The organism is Mycobacterium sp. P7213 (genome assembly GCF_900604305.1).
GTDB lineage: Bacteria > Actinomycetota > Actinomycetes > Mycobacteriales > Mycobacteriaceae > Mycobacterium.
Window position 1 is genome coordinate 16282 of sequence record NZ_UWOA01000011.1, and the last position, 16514, is coordinate 32795.

The following is a 16514-nucleotide window of genomic DNA, read 5'->3' on the forward strand; positions in this document are numbered from 1 at the left end:
GTTTACAACCGATTCAGCGATACGGGTTGGGCACGCGCCCACCGCTGGCCTCGGTCAGTAGCGGCAGGGTGGCAAAACTCACCGCGGGCAGCCGCACCACCTCACCGTCGCGCAGGTGGGCCCGTGCCCATGATCCGCGGGTGAATCCCAGACCGTCGATGTCGTCCCAACCCATCGAACGGCTGCCGACCAGGGTTCGCACGGTGATCTGCTGAGCGTCGGCCACAGTTCGCCATCGAGCGATCAGTACCGAGAGCAGGATCGGCAGCGCCAGCAGGGGCGCGGTGAATGCCCACGTCGACACGGGAATCAGCAGGCCGAGAGCCAGGAAGCCGACCGCGAAGTGGGCCATCGGCGAGATGCGGATCACCAGAGGTGCGGGATCGGGGGAGGGAGATGCCACCCCCGCATGATGTCACCGCCGGCGTCGGCGGACCGGTCGGTGGTACGCAGCGCCCGGTAAAAATAAATATTGACTACTTATTTTATGTATTGCATGATTGTCGCGTGTCGCCGACAAAGCCCCGCCGGACCCAGGCGGAGCGCACTGCCGAAACCCGGCATGCGCTGCTCAACGCGACGCTCGACGCGCTGGTGGAAGTCGGTTTCAAGGGAACCACCACCACCGAGGTCGCCCGCCGCGCCGGCGTCTCGGTCGGGGCGCTGCAGGGACATTTCCCGACGAAGGTCGGGCTGCTGACCGCCGCCATCGAGTTCTCCCTGAATCGCCGCATCGAAGAGTTCGAGGTGTTGATGGCCGGGCTTGATCCGTCCGCCGACAAGCTCGATGAGGCTTTCGACCTGCTGTGGTCGATGTATTCCGGTCCGACCTTCACCGCAACGCACGAACTGTGGGTGGCGGCGCGCACCGACCGGGAGCTGGCGCCGGCGGTCATCGAAACCGATCGGCAGTTCGCGGAAGCCTGCGAGCGGGTTTACGACCAACTGCTCGGCCCGGCCGACCCGGCCGCTGTCGCCGCTCCACGGTCGCGCATCGGCCTGCAAATGGCTTTCGTGCTGATGAACGGCCTGGCGATGTCGCGGTCGATAGACGGTCACGAACCGGTGGCCACCAACGACATTCTCGACACTTTCAAAATGCTGGTTCGGCCGCTGGCGACCGGCATTGCAGACCCACAACCCGAGAGAGAGTCATGACCGCCAACGAGAACCGCCAACCGGCGGTACAGCCGCGTCGCATCCGGTTCAACTACCCGGTGGCGGCCCTGGACCGCCACTTCGTTCAGGGCGACCTGGTGATGAGCCACTTGATCGCGCACCTGTCGGCGGTGTTCCCGGAGGGCGAGGACTTCTTCATCCGTTCGGTGCGTCGCTACGCCGACCAGATCACCGACCCCGAACTCAAAGACCAGGTCAAGGGATTCATTGGCCAGGAGGTCACCCACGGGCGTGAGCACCGTGCGCTCAATGAGCGCCTGCACGAGATGGGTTACCCGACCCGCAGGATCGACCGGCTGGTGAACCGCCGCCAGAAGGCCATCGAAGCACGGTTCTCCCCGCTGACCTGCCTGGCGATCACCGCCGCGCTCGAGCATTTCACCGCTGTCTTCGCTGAGACCCTGCTCTCGGACGAGCGGGCCCAGGCCCTGCTCGGCACGACCGAAGTACGGTCCATGCTGTTGTGGCATGCCATCGAGGAATCCGAGCACCGCTCGGTGGCGTTCGATGTCTATCGGTCGGTCGGAGGCGATGAGGCCCGCCGGATCAAGGTGATGAAGGTGATCCGGTTCACCTTTCCCTTGCCGTCGTGGCGAACACCATCATCTCGCTCTTCGCAGACCGGGCTGCCTACAACCCGGTGCGAACCGTCCGCAGCTTTGCGGCCCTGCGGCGATCGCCGTTTTTGACCCGCGCCGTCTTCAGCCGGCTGGCCGAGTACATGCGCCCGGGATTCCATCCCGACGACCAAGACAACACAGCGCTGCTGCAGCACTGGGAGGCCGAGCTGTTCGGCGAGCAGGGTTCCCTGGTCGACCACCTGAACTGAGCGCTCGCTCATTTGACGCACGCTCGGTCCAGCGGCTACCGTCGTCTGCTATGGACAACGGCATGCTCGTAGTAGCCCACTGCGCGTTGGTTGTTGCCTGAACTTCCAACACCGACGCGCAACCCTCGTGCAGCAGCTGAGCTGGCGGGGGTTTTTTGTTGCCACCAGTTCTATAGCACCAGAGGAATTGAAGAGGAAACCGTGAGCGCACCCACCACGCGACCGCCGGAGCGGTCGGCACCGTCTCAAGCCGCCAACGGGGCTTCGGCCTCGGACGCAGCTTCAGACAAGGCCAAACCACCCGCCAAGCGGGTCCCGCCGGAGCAGATGACCGGTGCCCAATCGGTGATCCGGTCACTGGAAGAACTCGACGTTGACGTGATCTTCGGCATCCCCGGCGGCGCGGTTCTGCCGGTCTACGACCCGCTGTTCGACTCGAAGAAGCTGCGCCACGTGCTGGTCCGCCACGAGCAGGGCGCCGGGCACGCGGCCAGCGGCTACGCGCACGCCACCGGACGGGTCGGGGTCTGCATGGCCACCTCCGGTCCCGGCGCCACCAACCTGGTGACTCCGCTGGCCGACGCGCAGATGGACTCCATCCCGGTGGTCGCGATCACCGGCCAGGTCGGCCGCCAACTGATCGGCACCGACGCCTTCCAGGAGGCCGATATCTCCGGCATCACCATGCCGATCACCAAGCACAACTTCCTGGTGCGCAACGGTGACGACATCCCGCGCGCGTTGGCCGAGGCCTTCCACATCGCGGCAAGCGGACGACCTGGCGCAGTTCTCGTTGATATCCCCAAGGACGTGCTGCAGGGCCAGTGCACCTTCGCCTGGCCGCCTCGGTTGGACCTGCCCGGCTACAAGCCCACCACCAAGCCGCACAACCGGCAGGTCCGCGAAGCCGCCAAACTGATCGCGGCCGCCAGCCGGCCGGTGCTCTATGTCGGTGGCGGCGTGATCCGTGGGGAGGCCTGCGGGGAACTGGCCGAGCTGGCCGAGCTCACCGGCATCCCGGTGGTCACCACCTTGATGGCCCGCGGTGCGTTCCCGGACAGTCACCGTCAGCACCTGGGCATGCCCGGCATGCACGGCACGGTGGCGGCGGTGGCCGGGCTGCAGCGCTCGGATCTGCTGATCACCCTGGGTGCCCGATTCGACGACCGGGTCACCGGCCAACTGGACTCGTTCGCCCCGGACGCCAAGGTGATTCACGCCGACATCGATCCCGCCGAGATCGGCAAGAACCGGCACGTCGACGTCCCGATCGTCGGTGACGTCAAGGCCGTCATCACCGAGCTGCTCGAGGCGCTTCGACACGAGAAGCTGTCGTTGGATCTGACCGACTGGTGGACCTACCTCGACGGGGTGCGTTCCACCTACCCGCTGAGCTATGGGCCGCAAAGCGACGGCAGCCTGTCGCCGGAGCTGGTGATCGAGACGCTGGGCCGCATCGCCGGGCCCGACGCGCTCTACGTTGCCGGCGTCGGCCAGCACCAGATGTGGGCCGCGCAGTTCGTGAAGTACGAGAAGCCGCGCACCTGGCTGAACTCCGGGGGATTGGGCACCATGGGCTTTGCGATCCCGGCGGCCATGGGCGCCAAGATGGGCCGCCCGGACGCCGAGGTGTGGGCGATCGACGGCGACGGCTGCTTCCAGATGACCAACCAGGAGTTGGCCACCTGCGCGATCGAGGGCATCCCGATCAAAGTGGCGTTGATCAACAACGGCAACTTGGGCATGGTGCGGCAATGGCAGACGCTGTTCTACGGAGAGCGCTACAGCCAGACCGACCTGGCCACCCACTCGCGCCGCATCCCCGACTTCGTGATGCTGGCCGAGGCCCTGGGCTGTGTCGGATTACGTTGCGAGCGTGAAGAAGACGTCGAAGAGGTGATCAACGCGGCCCGGGCGGTCACCGACCGGCCGGTGGTGATCGACTTCATCGTCGGCGCAGACGCGCAGGTGTGGCCGATGGTGGCCGCCGGCACCAGCAACGACGAGATCCAGGCGGCACGTGGCATCCGGCCGCTGTTCGACGACGAGAACAACGAGGGGCACGCGTGATGGCGACAGGTTGGAAGACCCACACGCTCTCGGTGCTGGTCGAAGACAAGCCCGGTGTGCTGGCGCGCGTGGCGGCGCTGTTCTCCCGGCGCGGCTTCAACATCGAGTCACTGGCCGTCGGCGCCACCGAGACCAAGAACATGTCGCGCATGACGATCGTGGTTTCGGTGGAGGACACCCCGCTGGAGCAGATCACCAAGCAGCTCAACAAGCTGATCAACGTCATCAAGATCGTCGAGCAGGAGGAGGACAACTCCGTCTCCCGCGAGATCGCACTGATCAAAGTCCGTGCTGACGCCGGCACGCGTGGACAGATCGTGGAGGCGGTGAACCTGTTCCGCGCCCGGGTGATCGACGTTTCTCCGGAGTCGCTGATCATCGAGGCCACCGGAACCCCGGCCAAGTTCGATGCGCTACTGCGGGTGCTGGAGCCCTATGGCATCCGCGAAATCGTGCAATCGGGTCTCGTATCGTTGTCTCGCGGTCCGCGCGGCATCGGCACGACCAAATAGTCCCCTAGAAGAGATAGAAAGAAGTGACACAAAGTGGCAGTTGAGATGTTCTACGACGACGACGCTGACCTGTCGATCATCCAGGGCCGCAAGGTCGGCGTGATCGGTTACGGCAGCCAGGGGCACGCGCATTCGCTGAGCCTGCGCGACTCTGGAGTGCAGGTAAAGGTGGGCCTCAAGGAAGGGTCGAAGTCACGGGCCAAGGTCGCCGAGCAGGGCCTCGAGGTCGACACCCCCGCCGAGGTCGCCAAGTGGGCCGACGTGATCATGGTGCTGGCGCCCGACACCGCCCAGGCCGAGATCTTCACGAACGACATCGAGCCGAACCTTGTGGCAGGTAACGCGCTGTTCTTCGGTCACGGCCTCAACATCCACTTCGGCCTGATCAAGCCGGCCGCCGACATCACCGTCGGGATGGTCGCGCCCAAGGGCCCGGGTCACCTGGTGCGCCGGCAGTTCGTCGATGGCAAGGGCGTGCCCTCGCTGATCGCCATCGCGCAGGACCCCAATGGCGAGGGTGAGGCGCTGGCCTTGTCGTATGCCAAGGGCATCGGCGGCACCCGGGCCGGCGTCATCAAGACCACCTTCAAAGAGGAGACTGAGACCGACCTGTTCGGTGAGCAGGCCGTGTTGTGCGGTGGCACCGAAGAACTGGTCAAGGCCGGCTTCGAGGTGATGGTCGAGGCGGGTTACGCCCCGGAGATGGCGTACTTCGAGGTGCTGCACGAGCTCAAGTTGATCGTCGACCTGATGTATGAGGGCGGCATCGCCCGGATGAACTACTCGGTGAGCGACACCGCGGAGTTCGGCGGCTACCTGTCCGGTCCGCGGGTGATCGACGCCGACACCAAGCAGCGGATGCGTGACATCCTCTCCGACATCCAGGACGGCACCTTCGTGAAGCGCCTGGTGGCCAACGTCGAAGGCGGCAACAAGGAACTTGAGGGTCTGCGCAAGGAGAACGCCGAGCATCCCATCGAGGTCACCGGCAAGAAGCTGCGCGACCTGATGAGCTGGGTGGACCGGCCCATCACCGAGACCGCCTGAGCCGTCGCCGCTGATTTCGGCGCGGTAGCCGTTGGCCGCAACGGTTATCGCGAAGAAGACCTACCACGACGAGTGGCCCCTTCCCTGGAAGGGGCCACTCGCCGTTTGCGGTAGTTACAGACTGCCGAGCAAGCCGTCGAGCCAGCCGGACAGGTCCAAGCCGTCGAAGATGGCCGACAGGTCGAAGCTGTCGAACAGCGCCGACAGGTCGAAACTGTCGAACAGGTTCGACAGGTCGAAGTTGGTCAGCAGGTCGGTTAGGTCGCTGAAGATCCCCGACAGGTCGAAGTTGGTCAGCAGGTCGGTCAGGCCGCTGAAGATCCCCGAGAGGTCGAAGTTGGCGAAGATGTCGCCGAGGCCGCCGAAGATGGCTGACAAGTCGAAGTTGTCAAAGAAACTGCTGAGGGTGCCGGAGAGGTCGAAGTTAGCCAGGAAGTCGGTGAGTCCGCTGAAGATCCCCGACAGGTCGATATTGGCGAACAGATCGTTGAAGATGCCGGACAGGTCGAGGTTGGCGAACAGGTCGCTGAAGATCGCGGAAAAGTCGATGCTGTTCAGCCAGTCGCCGAGTCCGGCAAAGATGCCGGCGAAGTCGATGCTGCCGAGACCATCGCCGAACACACCGCTGCCATCAGCGGTGAGTTCGATGGCTGGCATGTGCACGTCCGTCGGGGCGACGATGACGGGAGTGGCGGCGATGGCGCTGGCGCCGATGAGCGCGGCGCCCGCCATGGCTAACGGACGAAGGATGGTGGGCACGGTTTCTCCTTAAACTAGATTGTGGCCTGTGTCACGATTAGGGGTTTGTGTAACGCCCAACACACGTTAGCTGAGGCTACACCAAAGCTGGCAATGTGTCTCTAGTTAACTGGGAAATTTATGTGCGGAATATAGGTTCCCGCAAAGCTGACGCCTTCGCTGGCGCCGAATGTGGACGAGGTCCGTCAGGGCGCCAGGCTCGGCAGCCGGCCAATTCCGAATTCACGTCGCAGCACGGTGCGCGCGGCGTAATAGCCGGCCATGCCGTGCACACCGGCTCCTGGGGGTGTGGCTGCAGAGCACAGATACACCCCGGGAATCGCTGTGGCCCAAGGATTTATCCGTGGCGTTGGCCCCGACAGAGCCCGCCACGCACTGTTGCCTCCGGCGGAGATGTCGCCTCCGACGTAGTTGGCGTTGTGGTTAGCCAGCTGGGCCGCGGGCACGGATCGCACCGCCACCACGATGTCGCGGAAGCCGGGGGCGAATCGCTCGATGCCGGCGGTGACGGTCTCGGCTTGGTCGACGGTCGATCCGGCCGGAACGTGGGCATAAGTCCACATCGGGCGGCGTCCAGCAGCGTCGATGCGAGAGGGATCTACCAGATGAGGTAGCGCCGCCAGGATCATCGGCTGCTGCGCGTGCCGGCCGGCGGCGACCTCCGCCTCGGCGCGGGCCATCTGTTTGCGGTCACCCCCGAGATGCAGCGTGGGCGCCTGCGCCAGGCGCGAGTCGCTCCACGGCACCTCATCGGAGAGCACGAAATCGACCTTGGCGGCCGCAGAGCCGAAACGGTAACGGCGCAGCGCCTTGGCGTAGCGGGCGGGCAGGGCGTCGCCGTAGACCTTCAGCAGTTCGGTCGGCGCGGTGTCGAACAGCACGGCGCCGCCCGGCGGCTTTCTCACCGGCTGATCGGTGGACAGCCGGCCGCCGTGGGCGGTCAGGTCGGCGATCAGCGCGTCGGTGATGGCCTGGCTGCCGCCGACCGGGATGGGCCAGCCGACCGTGTGACCAAGCGTTGCCAGCATCATGCCCGCGCCGGCCGAGGTCACCGACGGCAGTCGCGAGATCGTGTGCGCGGCCACCCCGGTGTAGAGGGCGCGGGCGTCCTCGCCGGGCAGCGTCGCGTTCCAGGCCGGGCTGGCCTGCGCGGCCATCCTCAACCCCAGTCGGGCGACCGTCGCGATCCCGGACGGCACCGACCGCTTGTCGCCCAGCAGAAATTCCACGACCGACCGGCTGTCGGCGACCAGCGGACCCAGCAGCCGGCGCCAGGACGCGCCGTGCTCGAGCTCCGCGCAGGTCCGCTCAAGGTCGCGGTAGGCGATCGCCGCGGGCCGGCCATCCAGCGGATTGCCGTAGGAGATCTCGGGAGAGGTCAGCTGTACGCCGCGGGCCGCGAGGTCGAACTCGGTGAAGAACGGCGACGCCAGGCCGAGCGGGTGAACCGCTGAGCAGATGTCATGGGCGACGTCACTGAATTCTGGATCGGCGGCCGTGCGAGCACCGCCGCCGAAGGTGGGTTGGGCTTCCAGAACCTGAACCGACAGGCCCGCGCGGGCACAGATGACGGCGGCGGCCAGGCCGTTGGGTCCACTACCGACGACGGTGACATCCATCCGTCGATAGTAGGGAGCGACCCGCGCTATGCGGCCAAATCGGGGTGCACCCCCAGCACCGGCTGCCGGACACCGCCGTTGTCGAATTCGGGGCACCACGGCCGATGGCCACGCTCATCTGGCCACACCAGCTGCAATGCCCGCACACTGCCGGGCTTGCGACCGGCGCGGTGCTGATGGTGGCCGGCCCGCTGCGCCCGGCTCCGCCGGGCTTGCGACCGGCGCGGTGCTGATGGTGGCCGGCCCGCTGCGCCCGGCTCCGCCGGGCTTGCGACCGGCGCGGTGCTGATGGTGGCCGGCCCGCTGCGCCCGGCTCCGCCGGGCTTGCGACCGGCCACTAGGCTGTCCGGGTGACTCTGCCCGTGGTATTGATCGCTGACAAACTCGCCCAATCCACCGTCGCCGCCCTCGGCGACCAGGTCGAGGTTCGCTGGGTGGACGGCCCGGACCGGGAAAAGCTGCTGGCCGCGGTCCCGGAGGCGGATGCGCTGCTGGTGCGCTCGGCCACCACCGTCGACGCCGAGGTCCTCGCGGCCGGCACCAAACTCAAGATCGTGGCGCGCGCCGGGGTCGGCCTGGACAACGTCGACGTCGAGGCTGCCACCGCCCGAGGCGTGCTGGTGGTCAACGCCCCGACCTCGAACATCCACAGCGCCGCCGAGCATGCGATCGCGCTGATGCTCGCCGCCGCCCGCGAGATCCCGGCCGCCGACGCCTCGCTGCACGCCAAGCAGTGGAAGCGGTCGTCGTTCTCTGGCACCGAGATCTATGACCACACCGTCGGCGTGGTCGGCCTGGGGCGCATCGGACAGCTGGTAGCCCAGCGGCTGGCCGCGTTCGGCGCCCGCATCGTCGCCTACGACCCGTACGTGTCGGCGGCCCGCGCCGCCCAGCTCGGCATCGAGCTGCTGCCCCTCGACGAACTGCTGGGCCGCGCCGACTTCATCTCCGTGCACCTGCCGAAGACGCCCGAGACCGCGGGTCTGATCGGCAAGGAAAACCTGGCCAAGACCAAGCCGGGGGTGATCATCGTCAACGCGGCCCGCGGCGGGCTGATCGATGAGGCGGCACTGGCCGAGGCGATCACCAGCGGACATGTCCGGGCCGCCGGGTTGGACGTCTTCGCCACCGAACCGTGCACCGACTCGCCGCTGTTCGACCTGCCGCAGGTGGTGGTGACCCCGCACCTGGGCGCCTCGACCGCCGAGGCCCAGGACCGGGCAGGCACCGACGTCGCCAAGAGCGTGAAGCTGGCGCTGGCCGGTGAATTCGTTCCCGACGCGGTCAACGTCGGTGGTGGCGCGGTCAGCGAGGAAGTCGCGCTCTGGCTGGACCTGGTGCGCAAGCTCGGCCTGCTGGCGGGGGCGCTCTCCGACGGGCTGCCGGTGTCGCTGTCGGTGCAGGTGCGCGGTGAGCTGGCCTCCGAAGACGTAGGGGTGCTGCGCTTGTCGGCGTTGCGGGGTCTGTTCTCGGCGGTGATCGAAGACCCGGTGACCTTCGTCAATGCGCCGGCACTGGCCGCCGAACGCGGTGTCGACGCCGAGATCGGCACCGCCACCGAAAGCCCCAACCACCGAAGCGTCGTCGAGCTCAAGGCGGTCACCGCCGAGGGTGGGTCCGTCACCGTTGCCGGCACGCTGTCCGGCACCCAGCAGGTGGAGAAGATCGTCGAGATCAACGGCCGGCACTTCGACCTGCGGGCCCAGGGCGTCAATCTGATCATCAACTACTCCGACCAGCCTGGCGCGCTCGGCAAGATCGGCACTCTGCTGGGCTCGGCGGGCATCAACATCCACGCCGCGCAACTGTCCGAGGACGCCGAAGGTCCGGCGGCGACGGTCCTGCTGCGGGTCGACCGCCAGGTGCCCGCCGACGTGCAATCGGCGATCACTGCTGCGGTCGGCGCTAACAAGATTGAAGAGGTAGACCTGTCATGAGCCTCAAGCTCGCTGTCATTCCCGGCGACGGGATCGGCCCGGAGGTCATCGCCGAGGCTGTCAAGGTGCTCGACGCGGTGCTCCCGGGCACCGAGAAGACCGAATACGACCTGGGGGCCAAGCGCTATCACGCCACCGGCGAGGTCCTGCCGGACTCGGTGCTGGAGGAGATCCGCGGCCACGACGTGATCCTGCTCGGCGCGATCGGTGACCCCTCAGTGCCGTCGGGTGTGCTGGAGCGCGGTCTGCTGCTGCACGCCCGTTTCGCCCTGGACCACCACGTCAACCTGCGTCCCAGCCGGCTGTACCCGGGAGTGTCCAGCCCGCTGGCCGATCCGCCGGAGATCGACTTCCTGGTGGTGCGCGAAGGCACCGAGGGTCCCTACACCGGCAACGGCGGGGCGCTGCGGGTCGGCACCCCCCACGAGGTCGCCACCGAAGTCAGCGTCAACACCGCGTTCGGGGTGGCCCGGGTGGTCCGATTCGCCTTCGAGAAGGCTCGCGCCCGGCGTAAGCACTTGACCCTGGTGCATAAGAACAACGTGCTGGCCTACGCCGGATCGTTGTGGACCCGGACGGTGGCCGAGATCGCCAAGGACTACCCCGACGTCGAGACCGCCTACACCCACGTCGACGCCGCCACGATCTACATGGTCACTGACCCCGGCCGGTTCGACGTGATCGTCAGCGACAACCTGTTCGGCGACATCATCACTGACCTCGCGGGTGCCGTCTGCGGGGGAATCGGGTTGGCGGCCAGCGGCAACATCGATGCCACCGGTGCCAACCCGTCGATGTTCGAGCCGGTGCACGGCAGCGCACCCGACATCGCCGGCCAGGGCATCGCGGACCCGACCGCGGCGGTGACGTCGGTGGCCATGCTGCTCAACCACATCGGTGAGCATGAGGCGGCGGCCCGGGTCGATGCTGCCGTCGAGCAGCACCTTGCTACCCGCGGTGGGGAGAAGCTGTCCACCGTCGCCACCGGCGACCGGATCCTGAGCCTGCTCTGACGCTTCTCTGGCGGTGCGGTCCAATTGGCTTGGGCCGCAGTAGCGCCGATAGCGCGCTGGCCTAGCCCAAACTGACCGGCAACCTCGCCACGAGGTCAGCAGCGGTGGTGCCGAAGACAGCAGTGTCGCAGACTATGGTGCGACTCACTCGGTGTCCGCGGCGTTGCCGTAGTCGGCAAGCACCTGTGCGGCGATGCGGAACGCCGTATTGGCTTCGGGTACACCGCAATAGATGGCGGTCTGCAACAGCACCTCTTTGATCTCGTCGTTGCTCAGGCCGTTGCGGCGCGCCGCGCGCAGATGCATGGCCAGCTCTTCATGATGGCCCCGAGAGACCAGGGCGGTCAGGGTGACGATCGAACGGCTGCGCCGGTCGAGGCCTTCGCGGGTCCAGATGTTGCCCCACGCATAGCGAGTGATCAGGTCCTGAAAGTCGGCGGTGAACTCGGTAGTGCCTGCGATCGCGCGGTCGACGTGTTCGTCGCCCAGGACCTGTCGGCGCACCGCCATACCTGCGGTGTAGACCGGATCCCGCACCATCAGATGGGCGAGAATGAGGTTGACCGTCGCCTCGGGCGCCTCGACGGGTGCCAGGTGGCCGACATCGTCGAGCACCACCAGGCGTCCGTGTTGGACACCGGAAGCGATGCGCCCCAGCGACTCCGGGGGAGTAGCGCCGTCATGGGAGCCGGCGATGGCCAGCACCGGTGCAGCGATCTGACCGAGTCGTCCGGTGACATCGAAGTCGGCCAGTGCCTCGCATGCTTGGGCATAGGATTCGTCGTCGGTGCCGCGCAGTGCATCCGCCAGTGCCGCGACCAGCCCGGGCGCTCGATCGATGAAACCGGGTGCGAACCAGCGCTGCAGGGAAGCCTCGACGACCGCGCCGGTGCCCGAGGTGCGCACGGTGGCGGCACGGGTCGCCCACTCCGCTGCCCGACCGATGGCGGCGCCGGTGCATTGCAGCGTGGCGCTCGACAGCCGCTCGGGGGCATCGAGCAGCAGCTGCAGACCGACCGCACCGCCGATCGAATTGCCGGCGTAATGGAACGCCGCGCGCGGCGAGATCTCGTCCACCAAGGCCAGTACACCTGCCGCCAGGTCTGGCATCCGGAAGGCAGCTGCCGGGCTGCGTCCGTGGCCGGGAAGGTCCCACGCGATGACGCGCAGCCGCTGGGCGAGCTGTTCAGCGGCTAAGCCCCACAGGGCGGTTGCCGATGTCCCGAGCGATGGCCCGAGCAGAATCAGGTCTGCGTTCGGCGGTCCGCCGAAATCAGTACCGACCAGCCGTGGCACGCTCATGGTGTCTCCATCCAGGGGTGTGCGCGCTGCAGCACAGCATCGATGAGATGGCTTGCGGCCCCGGTGTAGTCGCCCCGGGTGGTCTTCCCGATCAGTTCGTTCATCGCCCGCTGCTCGCCGAGCAGGTCGCCGGCAGCAGCAAGGTTGGCCGCGGCGCGATCGGTGTCGATGACCAGCCCCGCCAGCAGATCTGTTGTCTGCGCGGCAGCTACGACGGCATAGCGGGACAAGGTCCGCAGGGCCGCCCATTCGGCGTGCCAGCCACCGTCGGAACGCTCATCGATGCTGCCTGCCGAAGCGGCGTGCAGGCTGGCGGCCAGCGGCGGTGCCGCCAAGCCGGCGCGGCGGATCAGCACGGACAACACCGGATTGTTCTTGTGCGGCATCGTCGACGAACCGCCGCCGCGGCCCTCGGACAATTCACCGATCTCGGGCCTGCTGCCCATCGCAACATCATTGGCGATGTGGGCCCACGCGTCGCAACATGTCGCCAACGCGTCGCCCGCGCGGGTGATGACGGAGCGAGTCGTGTGCCACGGCGGGCTGTCAGCAAGGCCGAGGGCCGCGGCCAGCCGTCTGGACAGGCGCATCGCATCGGTGGGTGAACCCGCTAACTCGGCGGCAGCGGCCATGGTGCCCGCGGCGCCGCCTGCCTGTACCGGCAGCTGCGGCAGTGCGGCGACACAGTCGGCGCCATCCAAAAGTCCGCTCAGCCAGTGGGCGAACTTCATGCCGACGGTGGTCGGCAATGCGGGCTGCGTCAAGGTGCGGGCAAGCATGGGACTGTCGCGGTAGGTCGCCGACAGTGCGGCCACGGTGCGTACTTGCTGCCCGAGCTCGTTGTGAACCCGATCCAATGCGTCGCGCAGGCAGAGCATCAATGCGGTGTCGATGACGTCCTGACTGGTCAGGCCGCGGTGCAGCCAGCGTGCAGGTTCGCCATCGGTGCGTTCGCGAAGCAGATCGAGCAGACCGGGAACCGGGTTGCCGGTCGCCTCGGCGGCCACGGCGATCGCGTCCGCGTCCGCTGCCGAGATCGCCGCAGTCAGGTCGGCCCGCGCCGCCTCAGGCGCGATACCAGCATCGACAAGCGCAGCGAGCCAGGCGTTTTCGACCCGCAGCATCGCAGCCAGGTATGCCGCGTCGCTGAAGATCGGCCCGGCCCGGTGATCGCCGGGCCACAACACGTCGGTCATGGTTGCCCCCGATAGCGCAGGAATACCGTCTCGTCGGCGCCCTGCAACCTGATATCGAACCGTAAGCCCTGCTCGTCGGGCACCGCGATGAGCGTATGTCGACGATCAGCCGCCACGGAATTCAGCAAGCGATCTGCGTGGAGATGGTCGCCGGGCAGATAGGCACGGGTGAACAATCGGTTCAGCAGGCCCCGCGCAAACACGGCGACGGCAATGAACGGTGACGACGGGGGGAGCGCCCCAGGTCGCACCGTCGTGAAGCTGAAGTGGCCGCTGGTATCTGTCGAGGTTCGTCCCCATCCGCCGAAGTGGTGGCCGTCGCGGCGAAGCGAACTGGCCCGCGCCACGGCGCCGCCCGCATCGGCCTGCCAGATCTCCACCAGTGCATCGGGAACGGGCGCCCCGGCGCCGTCGGTGACAGTGCCGTGCAGTTCGATGGCACCGGCCGAGCCGGGAGGCACGAGTTCGTTGCCGCGTTCGAACGGCAACGCATAGCCGAAGAACGGGCCGATGGTCTGTCCGGGCGTGGCCATCAGCTCAGTCATTGTGACCCTCGAACGGCGTTGCGGCTGTGCCGGTGAGCACGATGTCCCACCGGTAGCCGGTGGCCCATTCGTGGCTGGTGATGTCGTGGTCGTAGACGGCGACCAGTCGATCACGGGCCTTGGGGTCGGTGATCGACTGATAGATCGGGTCCAGCGGGCACAGCGGGTCGCCCGGAAAGTACATCTGCGTGATCATCCGCTGCGTGAAATCGGTTCCGAACAAGGAGAAATGGATATGCGCGGGACGCCAGGCGTTGTGGTGGTTGCGCCAGGGGTACGGGCCGGGCTTGATCGTGGTGAACCGGTAGAACCCGTCGTCATCGGTCAGACAACGCCCCGTTCCGGTGAAATTGGGGTCCAACGGTGCGGGATGTTGATCACCCTGATGGATGTAGCGGCCGCTGGCGTTGGCCTGCCAGATCTCGACGAGTTGGCGGCGTACCGGCCTGCCGTCGCCGTCGACGATCCGCCCGGTCACCACGGTGCGTTCACCGATCGGTGTGCCGGCGTGTTGGATCGTCAGATCGGCGTCGAGCAGGGCGACGTCGTCTCGGCCGAAACAGGGCCCCACCAGCTCCACGGCCTCTGGATCGACCAGGTGTAGGGCCCGTTTGGGATGGCGAAGAACGCTGCTGCGGTAGGGCGGGTAGTCCAGCCTCGGCTGGCTCTCCTCAACGCCGCCGCGCGAGTACGTGGCCTGGATTGTCGCGATCTCCGCGCTGATCTGCTCCTGGCCTGTCACGGGCGCTCCAACCGGGCCAGTTCATGGCGCCAGGCGGCATCTGCGGTGAACGCGGGGCCGAGGTCGGGCAGGTCTGCCCAATCTGCCTCGTCGATCGGCCTTGGCGTGCCGCCCGCGCAGCGGATCCGCAGTGACATCGAAGCCAGCTGGTCCACGCTGATCGCCTGCAGGACAGCCTGGCGAACCGTGGCAGCGGCGCTGGTGATTCCATGGCCGCGACAGATCACCACCGGCTTGCCGGCCATGGCTGCGACCATCTCCCTACCGAGTTCTGCGGTGCGGATCAACACGGCCCGCGGGTACACCGGGACGCCGCGGCGCGCGAGCCACGCGCCAGGGATGTCGAAGGCCCCGTAGATGGGTTCGATCGTGATGCCCGCCAGGTCGGCGGCCACGACGGCCGGTGGGTGCAGGTGGGCCACTGCCCGGTGTTCGGGATGGGCCAGCAGGGTCTCGACGTGGATCGGCAGCTCGTTGGGCACCCGGTATCCGTCCAGTTCGCCTGGCATGCCCGGTGTTCCGTCAAAGCGGATGAGCCGAATGTCGCCGGGACGGGTGAATGCCACGCCGTCGTCGGAGTCGCTGCGGCACCGCACGAGTAGGTGTTGTTCGTCGACCCTGGCACTGATGTGTCCGAGAATGCCGTCCACCAGACCTCGGGCGGCAGCGACTCGGCAGGCCTGCGCCACCTCCAGCCTCAGTGGCGCCAGATCGTCGGCGGTCACGCGGTACCTCCGGTGGTCATACCGAATCCACCGTCGGGATGTGTGGTTCCGGCCGTGATACCGCGGGACCGGTCTGATGCCAAGAAGACATAGCTCCAGGCGTGGTCCTGCGGAGTGAGTGCGACGTTGAGCGGGGTGCGGGCCGCGAGATCGCGTGCCCGGTCGGGGGTGTCGTCCAGGCGGATATGGTCGAGCGAGAGGTTCTGCAAACCGCGTAAGTCGGTGTTCAACGTTCCGCCCGGCGCAACGCCGTTGACCCGGATGTGCGGGGCGAGCTCGTAGGCGAGCGTGCTGACCAGGCCGCGCACGGCGAACTTCGACGCGACGTAAAGTACGCCGCCGCGACCGGGATAGAACGATGACGCGGACTCGGTGAGAACGATCGATGACCGCTCTTGGGCCTGAAGTGCTGGGAGAGCGGCTTTCACCGACTGCAGCTGACTCAGGACGTTGGTCTTGAACATCTCGTCGAACGCCGGCTCCAGCTCGTCGGTCGAGATATCGGTGATTCCCTTGTAGAAGTCGAAGATCCCCACGCAGTTGACCAGCGTGTCGAGGCCGCCGAACGCCGCAACGGCGGTAGTGACAGCACGCTCGTTGGCCTCGGCAGTCGTGGCATCTCCCTGTGTCACCGGGACTCTCGGCAACTGACTTGCCAAGGCAGCGCACTTCGACTGATCGCGTTCCAACACCGCGACCTGGGCTCCCTCGTCGAGATAGGCGTCGACGACTGCTCGACCGATTCCTGAGCCGGCGCCGACGACGAGGGCCCGCTTACCGTCCAGCCATCGCGTCACGGCAGGTCACTGTCGCCGGAGAGGAGCGGTTGGTGCATGTTGCCCACCATCGCCGCCAGAGTGTAGGCGTTCTGCCAGGTCAATGCCTCCAATTCCAGCGCGTCGAGACTGATCCATTGCCCCGACTTCGGCGATGTGATCAACAGCCGCGACCCGTTGCGGGTATCGACCCGGTGCAGCGTCACTTCGGTGAACTCGTTGGCGATGGTTATGGCGTCACCGACCGTATTGGCCATGAGGTC

17 protein-coding genes and 1 pseudogene are annotated in these 16514 nt (G+C 66.9%); 7 read left to right on the forward strand and 11 right to left on the reverse strand.

What is annotated here, in order from left to right:
- Positions 1-13: 13 nt before the first annotated feature.
- The gene (locus EJK91_RS05740; RefSeq protein WP_125078490.1) at positions 14-352 is read right to left on the reverse strand and encodes a PH domain-containing protein; all 339 of its coding nucleotides are present in this window, start codon (positions 350-352) and stop codon (positions 14-16) included.
- Positions 353-375: 23 nt separating this feature from the next.
- Here EJK91_RS05740 and EJK91_RS05745 point away from each other — a divergent pair, with 23 nt between their 5' ends.
- The 5 genes and pseudogenes from EJK91_RS05745 (at position 376) to ilvC (ending at position 5637) form a co-directional block, all read left to right on the forward strand.
- The gene (locus tag EJK91_RS05745) at positions 376-1158 is read left to right on the forward strand and encodes a TetR/AcrR family transcriptional regulator (RefSeq protein ID WP_241178632.1); all 783 of its coding nucleotides are present in this window, start codon (positions 376-378) and stop codon (positions 1156-1158) included.
- Positions 1155-2008, forward strand: a pseudogene (locus EJK91_RS05750) (metal-dependent hydrolase). Before EJK91_RS05745 ends, EJK91_RS05750 begins: the two are co-directional and overlap by 4 nt.
- A 201-nt stretch (positions 2009-2209) precedes the next feature.
- Positions 2210-4078, forward strand: coding sequence for an acetolactate synthase large subunit (locus EJK91_RS05755; protein WP_024443378.1), 1869 nt, complete (start codon positions 2210-2212; stop codon positions 4076-4078).
- Positions 4078-4590, forward strand: coding sequence for an acetolactate synthase small subunit (ilvN, locus tag EJK91_RS05760; protein ID WP_024443377.1), 513 nt, complete (start codon positions 4078-4080; stop codon positions 4588-4590). Before EJK91_RS05755 ends, ilvN begins: the two co-directional genes overlap by 1 nt.
- 45 nt (positions 4591-4635) lie before the next feature.
- Entirely contained in the window at positions 4636-5637 is a 1002-nt protein-coding gene (gene ilvC, locus EJK91_RS05765; protein WP_192830591.1) for a ketol-acid reductoisomerase, read from the forward strand.
- 114 nt (positions 5638-5751) lie between these two features.
- Here the strand turns inward: ilvC and EJK91_RS05770 are convergent, their stop codons facing one another.
- The 3 genes from EJK91_RS05770 to EJK91_RS22135 all read right to left on the reverse strand — a co-directional run bounded on the left by EJK91_RS05770 (position 5752) and on the right by EJK91_RS22135 (position 8353).
- A complete protein-coding gene (locus EJK91_RS05770) occupies positions 5752-6396 on the reverse strand; it encodes a hypothetical protein (protein ID WP_125078465.1) in 645 nt (214 codons plus the stop codon).
- A gap of 185 nt (positions 6397-6581) precedes the next feature.
- Complete coding sequence (locus tag EJK91_RS05775) at positions 6582-8015, reverse strand: phytoene desaturase family protein (RefSeq protein WP_125078466.1); 1434 nt, start codon at positions 8013-8015, stop codon at positions 6582-6584.
- 26 nt (positions 8016-8041) lie between these two features.
- Positions 8042-8353, reverse strand: a complete 312-nt coding sequence (locus EJK91_RS22135) for a hypothetical protein (protein WP_206430387.1) — start codon at positions 8351-8353, stop codon at positions 8042-8044.
- A gap of 12 nt (positions 8354-8365) precedes the next feature.
- On the opposite strand from EJK91_RS22135, the gene serA reads away from it, so the two are divergent.
- Both serA and EJK91_RS05790 read left to right on the forward strand, forming a co-directional pair.
- Entirely contained in the window at positions 8366-9952 is a 1587-nt protein-coding gene (gene serA, locus EJK91_RS05785) for a phosphoglycerate dehydrogenase (protein ID WP_125078467.1), read from the forward strand.
- Entirely contained in the window at positions 9949-10965 is a 1017-nt protein-coding gene (locus tag EJK91_RS05790; RefSeq protein WP_046301829.1) for a 3-isopropylmalate dehydrogenase, read from the forward strand. Before serA ends, EJK91_RS05790 begins: the two co-directional genes overlap by 4 nt.
- A 144-nt stretch (positions 10966-11109) precedes the next feature.
- On the opposite strand, the gene pcaDC is transcribed toward EJK91_RS05790, so the two are convergent.
- The 7 genes from pcaDC to EJK91_RS05825 are packed head-to-tail and all read right to left on the reverse strand — an operon-like array spanning position 11110 to position 16508.
- Entirely contained in the window at positions 11110-12267 is a 1158-nt protein-coding gene (gene pcaDC / locus EJK91_RS05795) for a bifunctional 3-oxoadipate enol-lactonase/4-carboxymuconolactone decarboxylase PcaDC (RefSeq protein WP_024443308.1), read from the reverse strand.
- The gene (gene pcaB, locus EJK91_RS05800; protein WP_125078468.1) at positions 12264-13463 is read right to left on the reverse strand and encodes a 3-carboxy-cis,cis-muconate cycloisomerase; all 1200 of its coding nucleotides are present in this window, start codon (positions 13461-13463) and stop codon (positions 12264-12266) included. The genes pcaDC and pcaB overlap by 4 nt, the downstream gene beginning before the upstream one ends.
- A complete protein-coding gene (gene pcaG / locus EJK91_RS05805) occupies positions 13460-14008 on the reverse strand; it encodes a protocatechuate 3,4-dioxygenase subunit alpha (protein WP_024443306.1) in 549 nt (182 codons plus the stop codon). Before pcaG ends, pcaB begins: the two co-directional genes overlap by 4 nt.
- Complete coding sequence (pcaH, locus tag EJK91_RS05810) at positions 14001-14750, reverse strand: protocatechuate 3,4-dioxygenase subunit beta (protein ID WP_024443305.1); 750 nt, start codon at positions 14748-14750, stop codon at positions 14001-14003. Before pcaH ends, pcaG begins: the two co-directional genes overlap by 8 nt.
- Entirely contained in the window at positions 14747-15475 is a 729-nt protein-coding gene (locus EJK91_RS05815; RefSeq protein WP_024443304.1) for a class II aldolase/adducin family protein, read from the reverse strand. The genes pcaH and EJK91_RS05815 overlap by 4 nt, the downstream gene beginning before the upstream one ends.
- Complete coding sequence (gene hcaB / locus EJK91_RS05820; RefSeq protein WP_024443303.1) at positions 15472-16272, reverse strand: 3-(cis-5,6-dihydroxycyclohexa-1,3-dien-1-yl)propanoate dehydrogenase; 801 nt, start codon at positions 16270-16272, stop codon at positions 15472-15474. The genes EJK91_RS05815 and hcaB overlap by 4 nt, the downstream gene beginning before the upstream one ends.
- Positions 16269-16508 (reverse strand): dihydrodiol dehydrogenase, encoded by a 240-nt coding sequence (locus EJK91_RS05825; RefSeq protein ID WP_125078491.1) that lies wholly within the window; start codon positions 16506-16508, stop codon positions 16269-16271. The genes hcaB and EJK91_RS05825 overlap by 4 nt, the downstream gene beginning before the upstream one ends.
- Positions 16509-16514: the final 6 nt, after the last annotated feature.